Below are 23,934 nucleotides of genomic sequence, written 5' to 3'. Positions count from 1 at the left end.
CTCTAATATGTCATTTTCTATCTATTTTGTGAAAGAAATATGTTATATGAGAAATGTATAGCGGTAAACAAAAACAACCTGCTTACATGATGTAAGCAGGTTGAAAATAATAAAATTAGAATTATCGTGGTTCAACAATCAGTTTGATTGCTGTTCTTTCTTCTCCATCGATAAGAATGTCAGTAAAGGCTGGAATGCATATCAAATCCACTCCGCTAGGCGCAACAAATCCCCTTGCAATGGCGACAGCCTTGACCGCCTGATTCAGTGCTCCAGCGCCGATAGCCTGTATTTCCGCTGCACCGCGTTCACGTAAAACGCCGGCTAATGCTCCTGCTACTGAATTTGGATTTGACTTTGCTGAAACTTTTAAAATTTCCATTTTTGCTCCCCCTTAAATTTACAATGGATAAGTGAGTGTTCATTAGAACAATCTTTGTTAGATGTTGCTATTTTTTTGAAAATCCATCCCCAAAATGTTTTTCAAAAATAGCAGGCTACCTACCATTTTTACTATATTCACGATAGAGGGCGCATATTCCTTCTTTCTGATTAATATTTTTCTGAAATAAATATGTGAATATTTATTCAAAGAAAATATGGTCATCATTTATCAAAATTCGATCAATTTTGACAGCTTTTTTCGACGGTTCGTCAATTTCTACGATCACTGCACTTAATGTCGTGCGGCCTTCTGCAATTTCAAAACGGACAGGGAGGCTCGTTTTAAATCGTTTAATAATCGTTTCCCGATCAACACCTAAAATACCGTCATAAGGACCAGTCATGCCAACATCCGAAATATAAGCAGTTCCTTTTGGCAAGACACGGTTATCTGCTGTTTGAACATGTGTATGCGTTCCAACGACACACGATGCACGGCCATCAGTATACCAACCCATTGCTTGCTTTTCACTTGTGGCTTCACCATGAAAATCAATAAAAATAAACGGTGTACGTTTTGAAGCTTCTGCTATGAGCTCATCTACTTTTTGAAATGGGCAGTCAATCGGAGGTAAAAATGTGCGGCCTTGCAAGTTGATGACAGCTAGTTCTTTACCTTGTTTTTTAATAAAAGTGAGACCTTTCCCTGGTGTACCTTGCGGGAAGTTTGCCGGACGAACAATATGGGGTGCATCATCGATGAAATCGAAAATGTCTCTTTTATCCCATGTATGGTTCCCCATCGTGAGCACATCAGCCCCAGCTTGAAGCAGCTCGTGATAGATTTTTTCAGTAAGCCCTTTCCCATGAGCCGCATTTTCTCCATTGACAATCGTAAAGTGTGGCTGATATTTTTTCTTTAGCTTTGGCAAGTATTCTTTCAGTGTATCTCTGCCAGGTGAACCAACGATATCTCCAACAAATAATATTTTCATACGTTTTGAACCCTTTCTCTTATAAAATGATCTTCTTATCAGTGTTGCATATTTACACAAAAAAATAAAGCGGCGCTAAGCGCACCGCTCTATTTTGCATACTCTACTGCGCGAGTTTCTCGAATAACTGTCACTTTAATGTGACCAGGGTAATCGAGCTCGTCCTCAATCCGCTTACGAATATCCCTTGCTAGACGGTGAGCTTCAAGATCATTAATTGAATCTGGCTTCACCATAATACGCACTTCACGTCCAGCTTGTATCGCAAACGATTTTTCAACACCTTCATAAGATTCAGAGATGTCTTCTAATTTCTCAAGTCTCCGAATGTAATTTTCAAGCGTCTCACTTCTTGCACCAGGGCGTGCTGCAGATAATGCATCGGCTGCCGCAACAAGAACAGCGATAATAGATGTCGGTTCTTGGTCACCATGGTGAGATGCAATACTGTTGATGACAACAGGATGCTCTTTATATTTCGTCGCAAGCTCAACGCCAATTTCCACGTGGCTTCCTTCTACTTCATGATCAATGGCTTTTCCAATGTCATGCAGAAGACCTGCTCGTTTTGCAAGCTTTGCATCTTCTCCAAGCTCTGAAGCCATGAGACCTGCAAGATGTGCAACCTCAATTGAATGCTTCAGGACATTTTGTCCATAACTTGTACGGAATTTTAAGCGACCGAGAATTTTGATGAGATCCGGATGCAAACCGTGAACTCCGACTTCAAATGTCGTTTGCTCACCCATCTCGCGGATATAATCATCGACTTCACGGCGTGATTTTTCCACCATTTCTTCAATTCGTGCAGGATGAATACGTCCATCCTGGACTAGCTTGTCCAGAGCTATCCTCGCTGTTTCACGTCTTATCGGATCAAAGCCCGATAAGATGACAGCTTCAGGTGTATCATCAATGATCAGGTCAATACCTGTTAACGTTTCTAACGTACGGATATTTCGTCCCTCACGCCCGATAATACGACCTTTCATCTCATCATTTGGAAGATTGACTACAGATACTGTTGTTTCAGCTACATGATCAGCTGCACAACGCTGTAACGCAAGTGAAAGAATGTTTTTCGCTTTTTTATCAGCCTCTTCTTTCGCCCGGTTTTCAGATTCTTTCGTCATGACTGCAATGTCGTGGGAAAGCTCATTTTCAACTTGATCCAGAATGATTTGTTTCGCTTCATCTCGAGTTAGACTAGAAATACGCTCCAACTCAGCTTTCTGCAAACGAATCATATCATCCACTTTGCTTTCCATCTCTTCAATATGTTGTTGTCGTTCATTCAGAGAATGATCTCTCTTCTCCAACAGGGACTCCCGTTTATCTAAAGATTCGTCCTTGCGATCAAGGTTTTCCTCTTTTTGAAGTAAACGGTTTTCTTGTCTTTGAAGCTCATTACGTCTTTCACGAACTTCTTGCTCCGCCTCTACACGAAACGAATGAATTTCATCTTTCGCTTCTAAGAGCGCTTCTTTCTTCAATGCTTCCGCATCACGCTTTGCATCCTCAACAATTTGTTCGGCCATGTTTCTTGCGCCGGATATTTTTGCTTCTGCAATGGTTTTACGAACAAAGTAGCCAACAACTAAACAGATTAGGCTCAGCAAAATGGAGATGATCGTAAACATCGTAGGCGACATATTTTCACCTCCTCTTGCTATGAACTTGGTTTTACAAATAAAGTGTCGGCATGTACATTGTTTTGTGTCTCAACATACAGGGCCTTCACAGGGAATGAGATCCTCACTGCCCTTGTCAAGTTTAAATTAGTTATCAATCATGTTAAGAAAAACAAGTGATACATTCCCATTGTAATTGTGTCGGAAATACTTGTCAAGCTAGTCAGACTAAGGCGTAAGTCGTTATTTCAAGCAAAGACAGAACTTTTGACCCGCTAGCTGTTATGTAATTGTAAAAAAAAGACGCTTTTCAGCGTCTTTTTAGTCATTCAATTCCAATTCTTCTTGTCCTTCTTCGTCAGTTGATTTCACTCCGTTTGTATCCAAACCGTAGTGCTCCCTGATTTGCTCTTGAATCATAAGAAGAATGTCTTTATTCTCTTTTAGGAATTGCTTCGCATTTTCACGTCCTTGTCCAAGACGTTCCTCTTGATAAGAATACCAAGCCCCGCTCTTTTGTACGATATCTAGTTCGCTTCCAAGGTCAATGATTTCTCCCTCTTTCGAGATACCTTCACCGTACATAATGTCTACTTCGGCAATACGGAATGGCGGTGCCACCTTGTTTTTCACAACTTTAATTCTCGTTTTGTTCCCCATGATGTCGTTCCCTTGTTTCAACTGTTCAGCACGGCGTACTTCTAAACGAACAGATGAATAGAACTTAAGTGCACGTCCACCAGGCGTTGTTTCAGGATTACCAAACATAACCCCTACTTTTTCACGAATTTGGTTAATAAAGATCGCAATTGTTTTTGATTTGTTGATAGCACCAGATAGTTTACGAAGTGCTTGAGACATCAAACGTGCTTGAAGACCAACGTGTGAATCTCCCATGTCTCCTTCGATCTCTGCTTTTGGTACAAGAGCAGCTACTGAGTCAATGACAACAATATCAACTGCACCACTACGAACAAGTGCTTCTGCAATTTCAAGTGCTTGTTCTCCTGTATCCGGCTGAGAAAGTAACAACTCATCAATGTTGACACCTAATTTTTGAGCGTAAACTGGATCTAGCGCATGCTCCGCATCGATAAATGCAGCTTGTCCTCCCTGCTGCTGAACCTCAGCAATCGCATGAAGTGCTACTGTCGTTTTACCAGAACTCTCTGGACCATATACTTCAATAATACGGCCGCGAGGGTACCCACCTATTCCAAGCGCAGTATCAAGTGCTAACGAACCACTAGGTACTGTTGAAATACGTGTATCTGTTTGCTCTCCTAGTTTCATAATAGAGCCTTTACCAAACTGTTTTTCTATTTGTTTAAGAGCCATATCTAAGGCTGCTTGACGATCACTCATTCTATTGTTTCCTCCTTTATCAATTCCACTATCTATACTATACCTTGTTTCACGTCATTTGCCAAGAAAAAAACGAACACATATTCGATTTTTTCTTGGCAGATTATTTAAGAAAAGAGCTGTTTCTATTAGAAAAAACGCTCTTTTATAAAGGAGTAAACCTCATAAAAAACAAAATTAACTTTCTTTTAATAATTTGAGAAGGTGGTGCAAACCATATTTCACAGCACGCTTGCGAATGCCTGATCGACTGCCAGTAAACATCCATTCAAACACGTCTGTCTGGTCTTTTGTCGATAGCCCGATAAATACTTTTCCAACCGGCTGTCCTTCGTGTGGTTCAGGACCTGCCACACCTGTAAAGCTAATACCGATATCGCTTCCCGTCAGTTTTCTAACGCCTTCGGCGAGCTCTAACGCACACTCTTTGCTGACAGCACCATGAGAAGACAATGTTTCTTCACGGCAGCCCAGCACTTGCTGCTTGACTTGATTTGTGTAACAAACCACACTGCCGTTTAAAATGGATGATGCCCCCTCGAGATCTGTCAGCCACTCTGAAAACATACCACCAGTCAGGCTTTCAGCCGCTGCTACTGTTTTCCCGTGTTCATGCAAGGCCTTTGAAGCTTCAAAGGCAAGAGATGTATCACCATATCCGTAAAAGTACTCGCCGACCCGTTCTAAAATTTGTGCTTCTGTTTCTTTTAACAGACGCTCTGTTTCTTTTTCATCCTCATGCTTGGCTGTCAGCCTTAGCGTCACTTCCCCGTCAGCTGCAAGCGGTGCAATCGTTGGATTGGTCTGTGCATCAATTAAATCTTCAAGATCTGTTTCCAGCTGAGATTCACCGATGCCAAAGAAACGCAAGACAACAGACACGATTTTTTCCTTTAGGCCGAGTTTTTCAGAAATAAGCGGCTTCGCTTCGTTTTCAAACATCGGGTGCAATTCACTTGGCGGTCCAGGGAGCAGAATGTAAAACGTATCTCCCTCTTGTATAAACATACCAGGTGCCATTCCGAAACGGTTTACGAGCACATCAGATCCCTCTAGAACGAGCGCCTGTTTACGGTTGTTCGGCGACATATCACGTCCGGTTTTACGGAAGTATTCTTGAATAGACTCAAATGCTTCTTCATTTAGCACAAGCTCTTTACCGAGCGTACTCGCAATGGTTTCTTTTGTTAAATCGTCTTTCGTTGGTCCAAGACCACCTGAGAAGATAATAAAATTCGATCTTTCCTGTGCCACTTGAATGGCCCTTTTTAAACGCTCTGGATTGTCACCAACAGCTGTGTGGTAATAAACATTCACACCAATTTCAGCTAGTTGTTTGCTGATGAATTGTGCATTCGTATTCGTAATTTGCCCTAGCAAAAGTTCGGAACCGACTGCAATAATTTCTGCTTTTCTCTCTGACTTCAAAGCGTACACGTCCTTTTTAGTTAGAATTCTTTAAGGCTTCCCAGTTTTTCGCAAAGTAATCCCAGCCTGAGACAACAGTGAAGAACACCGCTACCCACATGGCAAGATCACCAAAAGGGAATGATACAAGTTCAAACGGCAGGTTATGCAAAAGAAGTGCCGAAATCGCAATGATTTGCGCCCACGTCTTCACTTTTCCAAGCATATTGGCTGCGACCACTTCACCGCCTCCAGCTAAGACAAGCCTTAGGCCCGTTACAGCAAATTCACGGCTAATGATCACAATTGCCATCCATGCCGGTGTGAGATTGTATTGAACAAGTATAATTAAAGCCGCTGAAACAAGCAATTTATCTGCAAGCGGATCTAAAAATTTACCAAAGTTTGTGACTAAATTGAGCTTACGTGCATAGTAACCATCAATCCAGTCGGTTGTCGAAGCGATAATAAACAAGATCGCTCCAACAAGGTGAGTGACTTCAATGCTGACGTCACCAAAGCGCGCAACACCCCAATCTAATGGAGCAAGCATAATGATCATAAAAACAGGGATCAAGGCGATCCTAGAAAGAGTTATTTTATTCGGTAAGTTAAACATGAATTTCAATCCTCCAATAAGCCATTTTTTTATGTATATATAATAGTAGGAACAAAAGAAAAGTCATCTACTTGCTTAAGATGACTTTTCCTTTCCTTTATTCACAATCACAATGTTTTGTGTCATGGTGTTTTTAGGGTCTAATTCGTACTTCAGCGTTTCGTCATTGACTTTGATATCGATTCCCGATGCATTTCCTAAGCGGATATCGACTTGGGAAAGATCAGTTAAGTCTGTTTTAAACGATTCGCCATCTTTCAATTCACCCATCTTCAGCACTTTTCCAGATTCGTCTCTCACACGAAGCCATGAAGCTTGTGAGGCAGAAATGGTTAGCTCCATCTTTTCTGCACCTGATACTTCATACGTTGTCGTAGAACCCTCTGTATTCGTCGCCTTCAAAGAAACATCTTCATCGTCTTTAGATGAATCCTTTGAGGAATCGTCTTTTTCAGATGATTTTTCTTGATCATCTGACGAAGCTTTTTCCTTTTTCTTTTGATCCTTTGCAAGCGATGAATCCTCAGACACTTCGTATTTTGATTCTGATTGCTGAGGAGCCGCCTGATTATTTTTTTGTCCGCTATCATGATTAACCGCTTGAACGATCACATAAATGATAGCGATCACCACAAGGATCCCTCCAATGATTAAAATCGTCGGAAGCAGCTCCAGTACCTTTGAGGCAGGCTTTGGCAGCTCTCTTTGCGGTTTAATATTTGATAATTTATCAGACACTTCATCGTTATACGTGCTTGGTACATCTTTACGAAACTCTTCGAACAATTGTTCAGGATTCAGTCCAACGGCTTCGGCATATTGTTTAATAAACGCTCTGACGTAAAATTTACCTGGAATGATATCATAATTTCCTTGTTCTATTGCTAGCAAATAGCGCTTTTGGATTTTGGTAGCCGCCATCAGATCCTCCAGCGACATCCCTTTTTCCTCTCTGGCCTCAACGAGCCGTTTTCCCAATTCAGTCAAAACAAACACCTACCATTACCATATTAAAAATCGAAGCCAGAAAAACCAGAATGATCAAACACTTGTGGTTCTTCAGCGTGCTCGTATGTAATTTCTTCGTCTGCACTATTACGCAATTCAATGATGTAGTCGAAATCATCCATTGTATATTCTGAATTTTGAATAAAGATATCTGGATGCTCTACAACCTTTGTAGCAGGCAGTCTCATAATTTCTCTTAAAAGCTGCAAGTGCTTCTCAGAACCTCTTCTTGTCGACACAATCCCATCAATAATAAAGACGTTATCCGGGCTGTATTCATCTGCAATCAGCTGACTGCGAATGGTCTGTTTCAAAAGAGTCGACGATACAAACAGCCATCTCTTACTTGCACATACACTTGAAGCAACAATTGATTCTGTTTTTCCAACCCGCGGCATTCCGCGAATTCCAATCAATTTATGTCCTTCTTTTTTAAATAATTCAGCCATAAAATCAACAAGTAGACCAAGCTCGTCCCTTTCAAAACGGAACGTCTTTTTGTCATCCGCATCACGCTGAATGTATCTTCCATGACGAACAGCTAAACGGTCACGAAGTTTTGGCTGTCTTAGTTTCGTTACTTTTATCGTTTCCATTGTATTTAAAATTGATTCAAGCCGCTTAATTTGATCTGTGTGGTCACATCGAAGAAGCATGCCGCGTCTTGATACATCAACACCATTAATTGTCACAATATTAATTGAAAGCATCCCCATTAAAGAAGAAATGTCTCCTAAAAGTCCGGGACGGTTCACCTGTATCTCATATTCAAAATACCATTCGAGCTTTGCCAAATGATATTACCCCCTTCATTGTGGCAAATTTTTACCTTCCTTTATCATAAAGCATTTTCACATTTTTAGAAAGCACAATGTTGTGAAACAGTTAAAATAAAAAGAGAGGCACAAACGACCCCTCTTTTTGTTTAGTGCGAGCTATTATTTTCAACCAGTTTGACCATCATATTGGCAATTGCGCGCTGCTCATCTTCTGATGCGACGCTCCAAAGGTCAGCAAGTACTCTTTCTTGCTCATTCTTTGCTTCAACTTCATTAGCCAGGTATCCGCCAATTTCATACGCAAGGTTATTGATAGTATCATCTTTTAAGCCTTTATCCTGCGCATGATTTAAACGGTCTCCTAAAAAGTTTTTCCAATGGTCCCAGTTCTCAAGTACTGACATGTCGATTCCTCCATTCGAAAAGATGAATTACAGCCATAGCTTTTGTCATGGAGTGACGAATTATACACGTTTTTAACAGTACCAGCCGCCATTAACGGATAAAATTTGACCTGTCATATAACTTGACTGCTTTGAGGCGAGAAACCAAATGACATCGGCTATCTCTTCAGGTGCGGCAAGACGGCCGAGTGGAATCTCCTCTTCCATCATCGCAAGGTCTTCTTGTGTGAAGCTTTTCATCATATCAGTTTGAACCGCACCTGGTGAGACTGCATTTGCTCTAATTCCACTTGGGGCAAGCTCTTTGGCAAGCCCTTTAATGAAAGCATTTTGAGCACCCTTGACCATACTATACAGTACTTCACACGAGGCACCCGTTTCCCCCCATATCGAGCTAACTGCAATAATATGGCCTGACTTTTTTTGGATCATGGCAGGCAAAATAGATTGGGTAAGCTCATATGGACTTGTCACATGAAGCTGCACCATGCTGGCTAGATCTTCTTTTTCAGTATCTGTCACTAAACCAACATGACTCTTTCCGCTATTTAAAACAAGAATATCTGGATCAAGCGGCAGGCGGCTGACAAGCTCTGCTGCTCCGCCTGTTTTCGCTAAATCAGCTTGGATGACGTACGTTTCTACTTGATATGTTTCTTTGAGATCAGCGGAAAGACGGCTAGCCGCTTGTTCATTTTGATGATAATGGAGCATCAGATGGCAGCCTTCTTGGGCAAGCTTTTTGGCTGTCGCCTGCCCAATTCCGCCACTGGCACCAGTAATCAGTGCCCAACGACTCATACTTTGTTCCTACTTTCTTTATGGAATCCTTATTCTTTTCGTTTAAATGGGAACCAATTCGCTGATCCGAACAATTTGACCATCACAGGTACGAACAATGGTAGCACAACGAGTGCATACAATAAAAGCCCTGTGAGAACAAGTGTTGCAATCTGTAGGAGTGACAATACACCTGATGGCAGCATCGCTGCAAATGTTCCTGCCAAAATGACGGCAGCAGACATAATAACAGATCCCATATTTTTCATTGATTCAGTCATGGCAAACTGAATGTCTTTCGTTTTGTATTCATTGAAACGTTCCATTAAGAAAATCGAATAATCGACTCCAAGCGCCATTAAGATGACAAAGCCAAAGAATGGAACAGCCCAGTTGATGCCCGGATATCCGAAGAAATGGGTGAAAATAAATTCTGTTACACCAATGGCGGTAAAGTACGTTAAAATCAGCGATCCAACTAAGTAAAGCGGCATCACGAGAGAACGGAAGAGAATCACTAGTATTAAGAAAATACCGATCATCATGTAAAAAACCGTCTTATTGAAGTCTTGGTCTGACAGCTGTTTTAAATCAGCGTTCATACTTGATACACCAGATACGCCAAATGAAACATCTTTTAAGTTTGTTTCAGGAAGTGCACGTTTGACGGAAGCCTCTACTTGTTTAATCGTTTTCATGGCGTCGTTTCCATATGGATTGTCTTCTAAGATGACGTCAATCTTTGTCATCTTGCGGTCATCCGACATATAGGAATCGAACACTTGCTTGAAAGCTTTATTTTTTAGGACATCTTTTGGAATAAACCAACCGGCCATGTCTTGATCTGGTGCGTTTTTCAGTTCATCTAAGTAGTCTCCTGCACCCATTAAGCCGTTTGAAATTTTCTCAAGACCGTCGACACTTTTGTTTAGACCATCTGTCAGCTTGGTCAGATCGTCACCAAAGCCGCCAATTTTTTCTTTCATTTGTTTTTGACCATTAATGATGTCGCCGGCTCCATTTGCAAGTTTAGGCATACTATCAGCTAGCTGTCCTTGGCCTTTAGACGTTTGATCTAGCCCGTTTTCAATGGCTTCTAAGCCAGCAATCAGCTCATCAATTTGATTTGTAAACACTTTTTGCTGCTCTGAAGCTTTTGCGATAAAAGCATCTGCTGCTTCAAGCTGTTTTTTTGCTTCTTTTGCTTGTTTTGCATAGCTGTCAGCCTGTTTGGCTCCTTCTTGCAAGGTAGTAGAAAGTTCCTTATATGAAGCTTTGATGGCTTGATATGATTGATTTTCTTTCACTTGCGGAATTTGCTCTTCAAGTGTACTGAACTGTTTATTCGCTTGACTGATCAAAGCTTTCACATCCGCTGCGGCAGAGGATGAAGTATCGACTTGTGCCAATGCGGCTTTTAATTCTTTGGAAATGCTTTTATAAAGTGCCACTTGCTGATTCACTTGTGCGACTTGATCTGTTAATTCCTTTTTCGCACCCTTTATTCTTTCTTTAATTTCAGAAACACCTTTTTTGTTTTGATCAATTCCGTTTTGCAGATCTCTCATCTTTTTTTCGACGTTTTGAATACCTGATTTTACGGATTCGGTTCCAGAAATCAATTTGTTAATGCCTTTTCCAGATGATTTAATTTGTGGTGTTTGATCCTCGATGGACTTACTCATGGTTGTAAGAGCATCTTGGATCTTTTTCAACCCTTCGTTACTTTTATCAAGCCCGCTATTTAGCTCTTTGGCTTGAGATTTCACGTACAGATCATTCAGTCCTTTTCCAACAGGGCGTGTCGCACTTCTTACTTTACTCACGCCATCTGTTTGTTCAATGGCGCGGCTTAGTTTTTCAACAGCAATCAGACCTTCGTTATTGTCTAAAAGATCGGATGATTTCACGACAACGGTTGCTGGAAGGGCTTCACCTGGTCCAAATTTGTCAGAGATCGTATTAAATGCATTGACGGATTCGTATTTATTGCCGATTTCGTCTAGGTTGTTATATGAAAGTGTTCCTTTATACATAAGAATCGCTGGAAGGGTAATAATTGCAACGATTAGCAAGCTGAGAAGTGGTTTCTTAAATGAAAAACGACCGGCTGTTTCCCACATTTTCGATTGCGGGTGGGCAATATCGCCTTTGATCGGCCAAAATAACACTTTTCCTAAAACCGCCATAAAGAATGGAACGACAGTGAGCAGTGCCACAATTAACACGGCGACACCAACCGCCACGGCTACAGCTGATTTATACAGTTGGAATTGGGCTAAACCGATACACGTAAAACCAATGAGAACAGCAATTCCGCTGAATAAAACGGTTTTACCTGCCGTCTTATATGTTGTAATAATCGCCTCAATCTTATCTTTTCCGTGAGATAGTTCTTCTTTAAACCGGCTTAGCAACAGGATGCAGTAGTCGGTTCCAATCCCAAACATGATGGCGACCATAAAAATTTGGGTAAAGGTTGAGAGCGGAAAATCAACATACTTTACTAGGTAAGCCACAATGGATTGGCTGACCAAATAGGAAAGCGCCACAGCCACTAAAGGAACGAACGGTGCCACTGCGGATCTAAAGACAAGCACAAGAACAATTAAAATAAACCCAATTGTAATGAATTCCGTTTTTTTCAGACCTTCTTGTGAGCTTGTGATGACATCATCGTCGATTAGCGGCTGACCTGTCATTTCAAATTTCAGGTTCAGGCTCTTAAGCTTTTCATTGACTCTTTCTTTAAAATCGGATGCTTTGATTTTGTTCGAGTCGTATGTAACTGGAACAAGAAGTGTTGTTTGATCTTTAGAGAGCATCTGTTTTTTAATATCTTTGTTTGCATCAAAATAAGAAGTGATGTCTTCAACATGGAGATCTTGATCCTTTTCTAAAATCTCCATCGCTTTCTTTAAAGAGGCTTCTCTTTCTTTGACGATATCCTTTCCTTGAAAGACAATGACGATCGATTTTTCCGTATCCCCATTTTCAGACATGTTCTTTAATAATTGATCGGCGTAGGAAGAAGGATAACCATCTGGAACAGAAATCTGCCCTTTTTCTTTTGTTAATTGCGCCATATTAGGAGCGGTGATTAATAATACAGCCGCTAGTACGACCCAAAGGATCGTAATCAGCCATCTACCCTTTATGATTGCTCTCATTACTATGTTGTGCCTCCTCTTCGATGATAATTTGATAAATCTTTTCATATGTTTGAATAAATGATTCGATTTCTTTTTCATCAAATTTTTCTAAATATGACCGAACAAGATCCTGAAGCTGCTTTTCCATTCGGCTGACCACTTCTTTTCCTTCGGGTGTCACATAAAGATGAACGTTTCTTCGATCAGCTTGATCATGCTCTCGATAAATATAATCTTTATTAAAAAGACGATTGGTCATGGATGTCACAGCACTTTTATTGACATTACATTCGATGGCTAGGTCTGTTGATGTACATCCTGGGTGTAAATTGATGTATCGAAGCGAGTAATATTGATCAAGTGTCAGTTCTTTATCGAGCTTTTCCGTGATCATACTCGATACTTTTTTCTCCATCATGAGATAGACGTCCGCATATCTCTGGATGAGCTGGGCAATTTTATTTTGTACCATATGCTGCTCCTTTAGTTTGATTGTTTAACTATTAAAGAGTTTAACTAATTACCGAAACAATTGTCAATCAATATCTTCGCATATAAAGCGCTTTCTTCCATTGGACACAAAAAAGACAAACTCTTATACGTTGAGTTTGTCTTTTTTTCATTTATTTTGTTTTCGGTACGACTTTAAAAACTGACATTCGTTCTTCATCAATTTCTTCGTCTAAGATTTGCTGAATATCTGTTAATTGGATTTGCTCCAGTACTGGCACGACATCAAATAAGCTCATTTCTAAGAATGCGTATCGAGTGAATTGATTGGCGATGTACTCCGGGGAGTTCATTGCTTTTAAAAAGCTGCCAATTTTTTTCTTGCGAGCAAGTTCAATCTTTTCTTCTGTGATCAGGCTTTTTGCTTGAAGAAGCGTTTCTTTTAATTCATCTGCGAGTTGATCAGGGTCATTTGTATCTCCACCAACTGAAGTGAAGCCAAAACCGCCTTCTTCCGTATAATCGTAGCTGAAGGTCTCATCAATTAAGCCTTTTTCATACATCTGTTCATATTGTAAGGAGCTTTTACCAAACAGCGTCTCTAAAATGAGATTCATTCCGAGCTCATGTTTTAACAGTTCATTGCCTTTTTTATGAGGATTCTTTGTTTTTAATCCAAACATACATTTTGAGCCTTGTACGTTCATTGGAAGTTCGTATTCTTTTCGGTACACACCTTCAGGCTCATTGATGTCTTTTCGTTTGATCTCTGGCTGGTCTGTAAATGGCTTTTTCGCCTGATTCGCTCGAACTTGATCTAATATTTGCTTCGGATCAACGGGACCGACAACAAATAGAAGCATATTGCTTGGGTGATAGAACGTTTCATAGCATTCATACAAATGATCTTTTGTAATCGGAGCGATGCTTTCTACTGTTCCAGCTATATCAATTCTCACAGGATGCTCTTGATATAGATTTTCAATCAAACCGAAGAATAAACGCCAGTCGGGATTGTCATCATACATGTTAATCTCTTGACCAATGATGCCCTTTTCTTTTTCGACTGTTTTTTCAGTAAAATAAGGTTCTTGCACAAAATCAATGAGTGTCTCAAGGTTTTGTTCGACATTTGAGGTGCTTGAGAATAAGTAAGCTGTTCTCGTAAATGTCGTAAAAGCATTTGCGGATGCTCCTTGTTTACTAAATGTATGAAACACATCTCCATCTTCTTTTTCAAACAGCTTGTGCTCTAAGAAATGGGCAATTCCATCAGGCACTCGGATCATGTCTTCTTTGCCAAGCGGCACAAATTCATTGTCGACAGAACCGTATTTTGTTGTGAAGGTTGCATATGTTTTGTTAAACCCTTGCTTTGGCAGTACATAGACGTCAAGTCCGCTCTCCATTTTTTCGTGATAGACCGTTTCTTGCAGCTGATCGAATTGAATTGTTTTCACTGTCATGAAGCACCCTCCGTTCCTTTAAGAAAATAGGTCGTATCCCATTCGATTTTTTGACCCACTTTGATGATGTCCTCTTTTGTCACTCTGTCTAACGCTTCTAAAAAGGAATCGAGGCTCTCCCCTGTTGGCACGACGGCATGCTGATATAAGTATTCCGCTGTTCCATAAGACGTATCAATGGTTTCGAGCAGCTGATTTTTGACGACAGCCTTTGTCTGTTCAATTGCTTCATCAGAAAAATCGCCTTTTTGCATGGCATCAAATTGTTCTTTGATGATGTCTACTGCCTGCTGATAGTTACCGACTTCAATTCCTGACATGACCATCATCAAACCTTTAAAGCTCTCAAGTCTAGAGACAGCATAGTACGCAAGACTTGCTTTTTCCCGCACATTGATAAATAGCTTTGAATGAGAGAAGCCGCCGAATATGCCATTAAACAAATGCAGCGCCGGATAATCTTCATCAGCTATCGTTGTATGTGTGCGAAAGCCAATGTTCAGCTTTCCTTGTTTTACGTCCTCTTCATCAATGACTTCTTTTGGCTCTATTTGTGATCTTGATGATTCGGTATTTTGTTTGACCGGATCTCTTTCACTTGTTTTAAAGTATTGCGAGACCATTCGATTGATATCTTGTTCATCAACGTCTCCCACAACATAGAGATCCAGCTGGTTGGACTGAAGTGCATGCTCGTATGCTTTAAAGAGCGCTTCTGACGTAATCGCTTGGACGTCTTCCATTTCACCATTAACGTGCAGTGCATATGGCTCACCTTTACACATTTCCTGTACAAGTCTTAAGTTTGAATAGCGCATTTTGTCATCATAAACGGCTTGAATGCGCTGTTTCAATGTTCGTTTTTCTTGCTCAACGTACAATTCATGAAATACCCCGTTTTCCACGTACGGGTGGAATAATAGTTCAGAAAGTAAGGCAATCCCTTTTTCTAGTAAAGGGGTTTGATCCTTTAAATATTTTTCATTCGCCATTTCTAGACGGAAGGTAATGATGTGATTTTCACCTTTTTTCGCCATGTCTGCGGAAACGGTCGCCCCATAGAGCTCGTCGAAATATGCACGAAGCTCTCCCGTTTTCGGCATTTTTTCTGTTCCTCTTAAAAGCACATGCGGGAAAAGGGAACGCATGGTGACGTCATCTTTGGATAAAGGCGCAAGCATTTTAAAAAGGATCGTCACGGTTTTAAATTTTTCTGTTTTGACAATATGAGTATGAAGACCAGGTGTATCAAATGTCTTCTCTTGTAAGTACGTCATGAGAAACCTCCTTTGTTCATCCTATTTATTATGTATTAGAACATAGCTGATATATACGTGAAACAGCCATTTAATAGTCATTATATCAATCAGAGGAAAGGATAGGAAATAAAAACGCCTCTGCTAAAAGCAGAGACGCAGGTTGTTATTTCATTCTAAACGGCCACCAATTCCATTTTCCAAAGATGCGAACCATGACCGGGATAAAGAGTGGTAGAACAACAAAAGCATATAATAAAAGTCCAATGAGTACGACCGTTGCAATTTCAACTAATGATAATACACCCGATGGCAGCATCGCAGCAAAAGTACCCGCTAAAATAGCAACTGCTGAAATAATGACGGACCCCATATTTCTCATCGCTGATATCATGGATGCTTGAACATGCTCTCCCTTCCATTCATTAAAGCGATCCATCAGGAAGATCGAATAATCAATGCCAAGGGTCACAAGGATCACAAAGCTGAAAAATGGAACAGCCCAGCTGACACCATCGTAGCCAAAGAATGTTTTGAAAATCCATTCTGTTAAGCCAATGGATGTAAAATACGTTAATATGAGTGAAAGTGTTAAGTATATCGGCATGACGATTGACCTTAGTAATAAAACTAAAATAATAAAGATACCAATTAACATGAAAATAACCGTTCTGATAAAGTCACCGTCTGACGTTTCTTTTAAGTCAACATTTAAACTGGAGATACCAGATACACCGTAATTGGCATTTTTCAAACCACTTACAGGTAAATATTGATCAAGGGTTTCTTCGATTTTTGCTACACCTTTCATTGCTTCATTGCTGTATGGATTTACATTTAAAATTACTTCAAAGGTTGTTAATTTGCGATCTGGGGACATATACGTATTAAATATTTTCTTAAACTCATGGCGTTTCAATACTTCTTCTGGTATAAACCAGCCCGTTACTTCTTCATCTGGTGCTTCCTGAAGCTGTTTTAAGTAGCTGTCTGCCTCGGTAAAGCCGCTTTTTACTTGCTCAAGTCCGGAAATACTTTCATCTAATCCATCTGTTAATAGTGAGAGTTTAGATGATAGCTGGTTAAACCCTTTTTTCACGGCTTTTTGGCCATCTGTCAGCTGATCTGCGCCATCTTCAATTTTAGGCATTTCTTTGATGAGCTGTTTTTGGCCTTTATTCGTTTCATCAAGACCATCATAAATTTGATCTAGACCTGTCATCAGCGCCTTTACTTCTTGTTTGATTTCTTTTTGCTTGCTTGAGAACGTTTGAATGACTTGATCTGCTTTCTTGATCTTTTGTTTAAAGGCAGATGCTTCCTCTTCATAGACACTCATTTGCTCTCCAGCTTGATCGAGCATTCCTTTTGTGTCTTTGAATACTTTTTTGATTTCTTTATATTCATTCATGTCTTTGATTTCTGGAAGCCGGTTTTCAAGCCCTTCAAATGATACGTTTTCATAGGATTGTTTCACTTTTTTAATCGTTGTCATCAGTTGCTCATTTGATGTTGCGTGACCTTCCAGTGTGCTTACGACTCGTTCAAGATCTTGAATCATGGTTTCACTTCTGCGGTATTCTTGCTCTAATTCTTTTTTCGCTTGTTTGATTTCAGTGCGAATGGTTCCTACGCCCTCTTTACTGCGCCTCACACCATCCTCTAAAGAAATGAGTGATTTCCTCACTTCTCCGATACCGCCTTTGATGGCTTTTGTCCCATCTATCAATTGATCAATCCCTTTAGCGGATTCTTCAATTTTTGGTTTTTGTTTGAGTAGTGCTAAGTTTGTTTCGGTCAAGCCATCTGTAATTTTCCCGATGCCCTCGTGACCTTTCCCAAGCTCTCCTCCCAGCTCTTTCGCTTGAGAGGTAACGTAGAGCTGACTTAACCCGTCTCCAACTGGGCGAGTGACACTGCGAACCGCTTTCACTTCCTCAATGTCATTTAACTTACGGGTCAGTTTTTCAATCATGACAATCTTTTCTTGATTATCGAGCTCATTGTCACTTTCGACAAGCACATTCAGCGGCAGCGCTTCACCAAAGCCAAATTGCTCAGATATCGTATTAAATGCAGACACTGACTCATACTTTGTCCCAATCTCATTTAAACTATTATAAGAAAGAGTGCCGTCATACATCAGAATCGGAGGAACAGTGATGAGTGCAACTACACCTAAGCTGATGAGCGGTCTTTTAAATGAAAAGCGCCCAGCCCATTCCCAAATCTTACTTTGTGGATGACGAATGTTTTCTCTTTTAGACGGCCAAAAAAGGGATTTTCCGAAAACCGACATAAAAAAGGGAACGATTGTGACAAGTGCAATGAGCAGGATGCCAACGCCTACGGCAACGCTGACGGCTGATTGGTACAATTGGAATTTTGCGAAACCAATACTTGAGAAGCCGACTAACACAGCTAAGCCGCTGAAAAAGACTGTTTTCCCTGCACATTGATACGTGATGATAATCGATTCTTTGACATCACGCCCTTGACCAATCTCCTCTTTAAAACGGCTTAAAAGTAATATACAATAATCCGTTCCTATACCGAACATAATAGCTACCATAAAAATCTGAGTGAAATTAGAAATAGGAAATGGTGTATATTCTACGAGAAAAGCCACAATACACCGGCTGACAGCATAAGAAATGCCAATCGTAATAAGCGGAACAACAGGTGCCAGTATCGATCTGAATACAATTATTAAAATAAAGAAAATAAAAATCATCGTGATAAGTTCAGTTTTCTTCAGACCTTGTTGAGAGCTTTTAATGACATCTGAGTCCACAAATTTTTGACCTGTCATTTCATATGAGACGTTGTAGGGCTTTAAAACTTCCTCAATTCGTTCTTTAACCTTCACAGCTTTTGTTTCGTAGTGGTCGAATTTGAATGGAACAAGAAGTGTACTTTTATCCTTTGATAAAAGTTGTTTTTGAATGTCACGATCTACATGAAAATACGAAGTAATTCCGTCAATGTGGAGTTCTGGGGCATGTGTCATGAGTGCAGCTAAAGCCTTTTTTAATTCCTGCTCTTTGGCAGGGAACAAATGTTGTTCGGAGAATACAATCACACCAGTATCTTTTTTCCCATTATGATCTGAAAGCTTATCCAATAAGTGAAGTGCCTCAGCTGTTGGTGTCCCCTCTGGAACCTTTAACTGCCCTTTTTCTCTTGTTAATTCCTCTAAATCGGGCGCAGTAATAAACAGAATCACAGCTGTTATCATCCACACCATTAATACAATCCATCTTGCTTTAATTATTTGCAACATAGCTGCTTCAAGCTCCTTCTAGTTCATCAATCAATTTGCTGTTTTTGAGCGTGTCTGAAGTGCTGACTTCGTCTCCTTCAACGTGCTAATGGCAGGATGACCTATTCAATTGTCCTTTCGTGTTGAAGAAACGCATATCCATCATCAGCCACGAGCTCAATTTCTGCCTTAAAACAAAGACAGAAAATGAATGTTTTTGAACACCTCCTATTTGGGATAATTTAAAAGATATTACTATACATTAGTTTAACTATCAAAATTTTACATGTCAATTTATAAAAAAGAAAAAAGATGGCAAAATACCGTCTTTTTTCTATGTTTAAACCGTTTTCAATTGTTCACTTTCATCCTTTTCATCTGGCTGGATGAAAAAGAGGACCAAAAATAATGAAATGAGACTACATATGGTCGATAGAATAAAAACGATGGCGTCTCCTTTATCCATAAGAAATGCGTAAATTGGAGGTCCTAAAGCAACACCGATAAACCGCATACTGCTATAAAATGACGTAATGGTTCCGCACTGCTCTTTTTCAATCCCTTCTGTTATCAACGCATCAAGTGCTGGAAGCACAATGCCGATCCCTACGCCGCCAATACTTAAGCAGACAAACAACACGTAAAAACTGTGATTCCACCATAAAAATATATACGAAAGTGATAAAAGAGCCATACCAACGATGAGAAATATCCTCATTTTCCCCTTTTCTTTCCCGATTGTTTTCCCCGCAATATACGAGCTGATTGATAAGAAAAGGAGCGGGATACTTAGCAGCAAGCCTTTTTTGACACCCGTTATTTGATACGCTGCCTCTAGGTTATCTGATAAATAAAAGAGCACGCCAAAAAGAAGAAACATAATAAAACCGCCAATAGCAAAAATGGCATAAAGCCAGCGTCCCTCATGTTTAAAAATCGTCTTTGTTGCTTTTAAAAACTCTTTAAATGTAGGCGGATCTTCCTCTTTCTTTGCGGATTCAACCATAAACAGAACCATCACAAAACTGATGATTGAAAAGAATGGAATGAACCAAAACGGCACAAACCAAAACCAAGAAGCGAGAAGTGCCCCAATAATAGGACTGAGTACCTTTCCAGCTGTGTTAGAGGTTTCGATTGCTCCAAGTCCCGCACTTACCTCTTCATCATCGTGAAACAAATCGCCAATAAACGGCATAACGACAGGTGCTGCTCCAGCTGAACCAACACCTTGAAGGACCCTGCCAAATAGAATCCACATGTACGGTTCTTTCATGATGGTTGAGGCAACAGCTGCCACAGCTCCTCCAAGCCCTGCGATTAAAAGACACGGTAAAAGTACCTTTTTCCGCCCAATTCGGTCAGATAAATAACCGGCAATCGGAATACACAAAATCGCCACAACGGAGTATACCGTAATAATGAGTGACACTTGAAAGGAAGTGATTGAGAGTTTCTTTTCTATCTCTGGTAATACGGGTATTAGCATCGAGTTCCCAAGCGTCATGATTAGAGGCACTGATGATAATGCAATAATATTCTTTTTACTGACTGTTTTCTCGCCCAACATCATTCACCCAATTCTATATACTGTTACGTATTAGTGTGGCACGTTTCACGGGTTTTATGTATAGACAAACAAAAAGCAACCGCCTATGGAAGCGACTGCTTTTTAAAATCGTTTACGTATGACATGAAAGCTGAATTTATCCGCTCGAAAATAATTGAGCGAGTATAAGACCGGCTGATCGTCTTGATCATAGTGCATTTGTTTCAGTAATAGTAACGCTGTTTCTGGGTCACATTCTAGTATCGGTGAAACCTGATCGTGATAACCAATCGGTTCGATGTCTGCCACGGCATATTTAATTCCGCTGTGCGGTTCTCTCCCAAACAGCTCAAAAAGCGACTCTTCCTCGTGAGTAAAAGAAGCGGGAAGATGTTTGACCGGAATTTTATCTAAACAATAGACGACTGGCTGTCCATCTGCTGTTCGAACGCGTTCCATTGAAAAAACCTTCTCGGATTCATCACACTGAAAACGAATGACATCATTCTCCGTCGGCTCCCCTTCTTGTGAGGACAAAAAGATGGTACCTGGCGTCATATTGACCTGTTCAATCATTTTTGTGACACTTGTCAGCTGTTCAATGCCAGTAGAAAAAAGCGGTCTTGAGTTGACGAAAGTTCCCACACCATGCCTTCGAATTAAATACTTCTCTTCTTCTAATATACGAAGGGCTTCACGAAGGGTCGCTCTGCTCACGCCTAAAAGCTTTGAGAGCTCAAATTCAGAAGGCAGCTTTTCCTTTTCGGCATATACGCCTGTTTGAATATCTTCTTTAATACGGTCAATCACTTTCAAATATAAATGGCGATTGTCTGTTTTGGTCGACATGTTTTCCCTCCGTCTAATCAATGCAAATGATAAGATGAGAAATCTCTATTCCGAGATAAGATGAACATAACTATATCATGTTTTTGCAAATAAATAAATAGTCTGACATCCAGTTAACATAATCAATATATCGTTAACTTTATGTTAGGAAAGCTCTCTTCGAATTATGAAGAGAGCTCGTCATGTTGTTCTTTTGAGAGGAGGACTTCTCTCGGTTTACTTCCTTCATATGGTCCGACAACCCCGCGCTCTTCCATTGCGTCAATAAGACGTGCAGCTCGAGTATAACCGATGCGGAACCTCCTTTGCAGCATAGAAACAGAGGCCGTCTGCATACCAATGATCAGTTCAACTGCTTCATCATATAAGTCGTCGTCCACAGCCCCAAGCTGATCTTGCGTTTCTTCACTTGGGATCATTTCTTCTTGATATTGTGCTTTTTGCTGTGTGATGACATGATCAACGACATGTTCCACTTCTTCATCTGATAAAAAGGCGCCTTGTACACGAACTGGTTTGTTCGCACCGACCGGTAAGAACAACATATCCCCTCTGCCCAGCAATTTTTCTGCGCCTCCCATATCAAGAATGGTCCTTGAATCGGTTTGTGACGATACGCTAAATGCAATACGGGATGGAATATTGGCTTTAATGACACCAGTAATGACATCAACCGAAGGTCTCTGTGTGGCGATAATTAAATGAATCCCTGCAGCACGTGCCATTTGAGAAAGCCTTGTAATGGAATCTTCCACATCAGAGGAAGCAACCATCATTAAATCAGCAAGCTCGTCTACAATGACGACAATATAAGGTAGTTCTGGCTGCTTCGCCTCTTCTGATTGATTCATTCGTTTAATGTAATCATTGTACCCTTCAATATTTCTTGTGCCCGTATGAGAAAACAATTCATAACGGCGCTCCATTTCACTAACCACTTTTTTAAGTGCCTGTGAGGCTTTTTTAGGATCGGTCACAACTGGAGCCAACAGATGCGGGATGCCGTTATAAACATTTAATTCAACCATTTTCGGGTCAATCATCATCATCTTTACTTCATGAGGTTTTGCTCTCATGAGAATACTTGTGATAATGCCATTGATACATACGCTTTTTCCGCTTCCTGTCGAGCCAGCCACAAGTAAATGCGGCATTTTGTTCATTTCAGCCAGCACAGCTTCACCAGAAATATTTCGGCCCAGTCCGATGAGTAGCTTGGCATTTGGGCGGTCATTTTGTTTCGATTCTAAAACCTCTTTTAAAGAAACCATCGCAATTTCTGCGTTGGGAACTTCAATTCCGATGGCGGATTTACCAGGAATCGGCGCCTCAATTCGAATGTCTTTTGCTGCTAATGCAAGGGCTAAATCATCACTCAAGTTGACGATCTTACTTACCTTCACGCCGACATCAGGGTATACTTCATATTTTGTGACGGCCGGCCCTAAATGAACTTGTGTCACTTTTGCTTTTACACCGAAGCTTTGGAAGGTCTTTTCAAGCTTTCTTGCATTTTCATAAATATTCTTCTTATCTGTTTGCTGACCTGAATGCTGCGGCTCAGCTAAAATATCAAGCGATGGCAGCTCATAATCCTTATTTTCAAGCTCCGTAAACGTCATAGGCGGAGCTTCTTTCGGTTCATCCCCTGTATCATGAGACGGAGTGCCTTGTACAGTTTCTTGAAGAGGATCTGGCTCATTGACCGGCTGATCTTTTTGAACCGGCGGTGTGAGCATGTCATCTCGATCAGCAAAACTTGAGATAATCGGCTGACGATTGTCAGAAGCCTGCTCTTCTTCCTCGATCAAGATTTGATCATGATCTTCTTCGGCCTCTTCTTGCAAGCGTGAACGTTTTTTCTTTTCACTTGTTCTCTGCGCAGGTGCATTCTTTTTCGCCTGCCTTATGCCTTTCATATCTTCAATAAATGCTTTCCACTGCTTCACCAAAAATTGTGATACAGGTAGCGTCACTTTTTTGACCATTTCTTGCAGTGACCGGTTAGTGATCAGAACAATGCCGATCAGCATTAGCACAATGGCCATGATTTGAGATCCTGCTTGTGCAAACAAGAAATAGGAGGCCGCAAATAATACAGCACCGATCATACCGCCTCCTAAATCGGGCGAGCCTGTCTCACCTTTCATATCCATTAAGAATAACTCAAACGTATTTCTGATTACACTTTGAGAGCCTATCACGCCTGCAGCTGAAAGATGCTGAAAAAGCTTCACATGGGACAAAAGCAAGATACTCGCAATGATGCAGTATAAACCTGCTTTTCTTCTTGTCAGTAAATCAGGAATTTGTTTTTTCCAAAAAATCGTTACACCAAAAAGAAATAATCCGATAAGGCAGAGAATAAACCATTCACCTGCAAAGAATCGGAATAGATGTACAAAGGTTTGTCCAACTACACCTAGCTGTAAAATGGCAATGATCGCTATGGCAATACAGACTAACCCATTTAATTCATATTTCAGTTTTAGCTGTTTATTTTGTTTTTTTCTTGTTTTACGTTTTCTCTTTTTCGCCATACTCATCACCTTACTACAAAAGAAAATATAACCTACGA

18 protein-coding genes are annotated in these 23,934 nt (G+C 40.5%); all 18 read right to left on the bottom strand.

Translation table 11 applies throughout. The annotated features are described in order from the left end of the window. Positions 1–121 precede the first annotated feature (121 nt). The 18 genes from spoVS to NSQ52_RS08450 all read right to left on the bottom strand — a co-directional run bounded on the left by spoVS (position 122) and on the right by NSQ52_RS08450 (position 23,896). The gene (gene spoVS, locus NSQ52_RS08535; RefSeq protein ID WP_003211281.1) at positions 122–382 is read right to left on the bottom strand and encodes a stage V sporulation protein SpoVS; all 261 of its coding nucleotides are present in this window, start codon (positions 380–382) and stop codon (positions 122–124) included. Between the two features lie 202 nt (positions 383–584). Continuing rightward, entirely contained in the window at positions 585–1,379 is a 795-nt protein-coding gene (locus tag NSQ52_RS08530) for a TIGR00282 family metallophosphoesterase (protein ID WP_019744184.1), read from the bottom strand. An 89-nt stretch (positions 1,380–1,468) separates the two neighbouring features. Beyond that, complete coding sequence (gene rny / locus NSQ52_RS08525; protein ID WP_003211958.1) at positions 1,469–3,031, bottom strand: ribonuclease Y; 1,563 nt, start codon at positions 3,029–3,031, stop codon at positions 1,469–1,471. Between the two features lie 300 nt (positions 3,032–3,331). Next, the gene (recA, locus tag NSQ52_RS08520; protein ID WP_007499478.1) at positions 3,332–4,375 is read right to left on the bottom strand and encodes a recombinase RecA; all 1,044 of its coding nucleotides are present in this window, start codon (positions 4,373–4,375) and stop codon (positions 3,332–3,334) included. Between the two features lie 177 nt (positions 4,376–4,552). After that, entirely contained in the window at positions 4,553–5,803 is a 1,251-nt protein-coding gene (locus tag NSQ52_RS08515; protein WP_007499480.1) for a competence/damage-inducible protein A, read from the bottom strand. Positions 5,804–5,819: 16 nt separating this feature from the next. Then, the gene (pgsA, locus tag NSQ52_RS08510; protein ID WP_070325845.1) at positions 5,820–6,401 is read right to left on the bottom strand and encodes a CDP-diacylglycerol--glycerol-3-phosphate 3-phosphatidyltransferase; all 582 of its coding nucleotides are present in this window, start codon (positions 6,399–6,401) and stop codon (positions 5,820–5,822) included. Between the two features lie 75 nt (positions 6,402–6,476). Then, a complete protein-coding gene (locus NSQ52_RS08505; protein ID WP_335352771.1) occupies positions 6,477–7,388 on the bottom strand; it encodes a helix-turn-helix domain-containing protein in 912 nt (303 codons plus the stop codon). A gap of 23 nt (positions 7,389–7,411) precedes the next feature. Next, positions 7,412–8,203, bottom strand: a complete 792-nt coding sequence (locus NSQ52_RS08500) for a DUF3388 domain-containing protein (protein ID WP_003211480.1) — start codon at positions 8,201–8,203, stop codon at positions 7,412–7,414. Between the two features lie 131 nt (positions 8,204–8,334). Next, positions 8,335–8,592, bottom strand: coding sequence for a DUF3243 domain-containing protein (locus NSQ52_RS08495; protein WP_003211590.1), 258 nt, complete (start codon positions 8,590–8,592; stop codon positions 8,335–8,337). A gap of 72 nt (positions 8,593–8,664) precedes the next feature. Next, positions 8,665–9,393: an SDR family oxidoreductase gene (locus tag NSQ52_RS08490; protein WP_039166622.1), complete on the bottom strand. Its 729-nt coding sequence runs from the start codon at positions 9,391–9,393 to the stop codon at positions 8,665–8,667. Positions 9,394–9,422: 29 nt separating this feature from the next. Next, positions 9,423–12,542 (bottom strand): MMPL family transporter, encoded by a 3,120-nt coding sequence (locus NSQ52_RS08485; protein WP_284725251.1) that lies wholly within the window; start codon positions 12,540–12,542, stop codon positions 9,423–9,425. Then, on the bottom strand, positions 12,520–12,996 hold the full coding sequence (locus NSQ52_RS08480; RefSeq protein WP_024720380.1) for a MarR family transcriptional regulator: 477 nt from the start codon (positions 12,994–12,996) through the stop codon (positions 12,520–12,522). The genes NSQ52_RS08485 and NSQ52_RS08480 overlap by 23 nt, the downstream gene beginning before the upstream one ends. A 151-nt stretch (positions 12,997–13,147) precedes the next feature. Next, positions 13,148–14,440, bottom strand: a complete 1,293-nt coding sequence (locus tag NSQ52_RS08475; RefSeq protein ID WP_039166628.1) for a pitrilysin family protein — start codon at positions 14,438–14,440, stop codon at positions 13,148–13,150. Beyond that, positions 14,437–15,717 carry a pitrilysin family protein gene (locus tag NSQ52_RS08470; RefSeq protein WP_342474052.1) on the bottom strand — a complete coding sequence of 427 codons (1,281 nt, stop codon included), beginning with the start codon at positions 15,715–15,717 and terminating at the stop codon, positions 14,437–14,439. The genes NSQ52_RS08475 and NSQ52_RS08470 overlap by 4 nt, the downstream gene beginning before the upstream one ends. A gap of 145 nt (positions 15,718–15,862) precedes the next feature. After that, a complete protein-coding gene (locus tag NSQ52_RS08465; RefSeq protein ID WP_342474051.1) occupies positions 15,863–18,979 on the bottom strand; it encodes an MMPL family transporter in 3,117 nt (1,038 codons plus the stop codon). Positions 18,980–19,298: 319 nt separating this feature from the next. Next, on the bottom strand, positions 19,299–20,531 hold the full coding sequence (locus NSQ52_RS08460) for an MFS transporter (RefSeq protein ID WP_173408013.1): 1,233 nt from the start codon (positions 20,529–20,531) through the stop codon (positions 19,299–19,301). A gap of 99 nt (positions 20,532–20,630) precedes the next feature. Continuing rightward, positions 20,631–21,356 carry a GntR family transcriptional regulator gene (locus tag NSQ52_RS08455; RefSeq protein WP_008344706.1) on the bottom strand — a complete coding sequence of 242 codons (726 nt, stop codon included), beginning with the start codon at positions 21,354–21,356 and terminating at the stop codon, positions 20,631–20,633. A gap of 164 nt (positions 21,357–21,520) precedes the next feature. After that, positions 21,521–23,896, bottom strand: coding sequence for a DNA translocase FtsK (locus NSQ52_RS08450; protein WP_217967195.1), 2,376 nt, complete (start codon positions 23,894–23,896; stop codon positions 21,521–21,523). Between the last annotated feature and the right edge of the window lie 38 nt (positions 23,897–23,934).

Source organism: Bacillus sp. FSL W8-1141 (genome assembly GCF_038593205.1).
Lineage (GTDB): Bacteria > Bacillota > Bacilli > Bacillales > Bacillaceae > Bacillus > Bacillus altitudinis.
The sequence above is the reverse complement of the archived record's forward strand: the minus strand, read 5'-3'. Positions and strand labels throughout refer to the sequence as shown.